The sequence below is a fragment of the Marinospirillum minutulum DSM 6287 genome (assembly GCF_000422325.1).
In the GTDB taxonomy this organism is placed as follows: Bacteria; Pseudomonadota; Gammaproteobacteria; order Pseudomonadales; family Halomonadaceae; genus Marinospirillum; species Marinospirillum minutulum.
The window spans coordinates 1-1691 of the sequence record NZ_AULO01000003.1; the positions used below are offsets into that span (position 1 = coordinate 1).

The following is a 1691-nucleotide window of genomic DNA, read 5'->3' on the forward strand; positions in this document are numbered from 1 at the left end:
GAAAAGTCTCTAAGCTTCAGGTAATAACAAACCGTACCCCAAACCGACACAGGTGGTCAGGTCGAGAAGACCAAGGCGCTTGAGAGAACTCGGGTGAAGGAACTAGGCAAAATGGTGCCGTAACTTCGGGAGAAGGCACACCGACGCGTAGGTGACGTTAACACTAACCAAGCTGAAGTCGGTCGAAGATACCAGGCCCCTGCAACTGTTTATTAAAAACACAGGACTCTGCAAACACGTAAGTGGACGTATAGGGTCTGACGCCTGCCCGGTGCCGGAAGGTTAATTGATGGGGTTAGCGTAAGCGAAGCTCTTGATCGAAGCCCCGGTAAACGGCGGCCGTAACTATAACGGTCCTAAGGTAGCGAAATTCCTTGTCGGGTAAGTTCCGACCTGCACGAATGGCGTAATGATGGGGGCGCTGTCTCCACCCGAGACTCAGTGAAATTGAAATCGCCGTGAAGATGCGGTGTATCCGCGGCTAGACGGAAAGACCCCGTGAACCTTTACTATAGCTTCACACTGGACTTTGATATTGCTTGTGTAGGATAGCTGGGAGACTAAGAACCATCGACGCTAGTCGGTGCGGAGTCAACCTTGAAATACCAGCCTGGCAATCTTGAGGTTCTAACCTAGGTCCATTATCTGGATCGGGGACCGTGTGTGGTGGGTAGTTTGACTGGGGCGGTCTCCTCCTAAAGAGTAACGGAGGAGCACAAAGGTACCCTCAGGCTGGTCGGAAATCAGTCAATGAGTGCAAGAGCATAAGGGTGCTTGACTGCGAGACAGACACGTCGAGCAGGTACGAAAGTAGGTTCTAGTGATCCGGTGGTTCTGTATGGAAGGGCCATCGCTCAACGGATAAAAGGTACTCCGGGGATAACAGGCTGATACCGCCCAAGAGTTCACATCGACGGCGGTGTTTGGCACCTCGATGTCGGCTCATCACATCCTGGGGCTGAAGTCGGTCCCAAGGGTATGGCTGTTCGCCATTTAAAGTGGTACGCGAGCTGGGTTTAGAACGTCGTGAGACAGTTCGGTCCCTATCTGCCGTGGACGTTGGAGACTTGAGAAGAGCTGCTCCTAGTACGAGAGGACCGGAGTGGACGAACCGCTGGTGTTTGGGTTGTCATGCCAATGGCACTGCCCAGTAGCTACGTTCGGACAGGATAACCGCTGAAAGCATCTAAGCGGGAAGCCCCCTTCAAGATTAGGTCTCCCTGAGAGCTTGACTCTCCTAAAGGGCCCTTGAAGACTACAAGGTTGATAGGTTGGGTGTGGAAGTGCAGCAATGCATTGAGCTAACCAATACTAATGACCCGTGAGGCTTGACCATATAACACCCAAGTGGTTTTATGTGCGGTAACACAGCAACGAAAAAAACCGGATACGACGGTTAATGCACAGAATCAAGGCTGCTTAAACTAAGCAATCAATAGACACCCAGACAAAACACTTTTAAAACACTTGATCTTAAAAAGATCAAAACGAATGTTTGCCCCTTTTTGGATAAAAGCCCAGTAACAACGCAAATAAGCGTTAAAGAAAAGCTTTTAACCGCCAGTTAAGCCTGACGACCATAGCAAGTGGGAACCACCTGATACCTTGCCGAACTCAGAAGTGAAACCGCTCAGCGCCGATGATAGTGTGGGGTCTCCCCATGTGAAAGTAGGTCATCGTCAGGCACTTAT

The 1691-nt window shown here is 50.6% G+C and carries 2 rRNA genes; both read left to right on the forward strand.

The window, feature by feature from the left end:
* A 23S ribosomal RNA gene (locus H571_RS0100065) occupies window positions 1-1336 on the forward strand; the annotation flags it as partial.
* Between the two features lie 233 nt (window positions 1337-1569).
* Window positions 1570-1685: ribosomal RNA gene (gene rrf, locus H571_RS0100070) — 5S ribosomal RNA — on the forward strand.
* Window positions 1686-1691 lie beyond the last annotated feature (6 nt).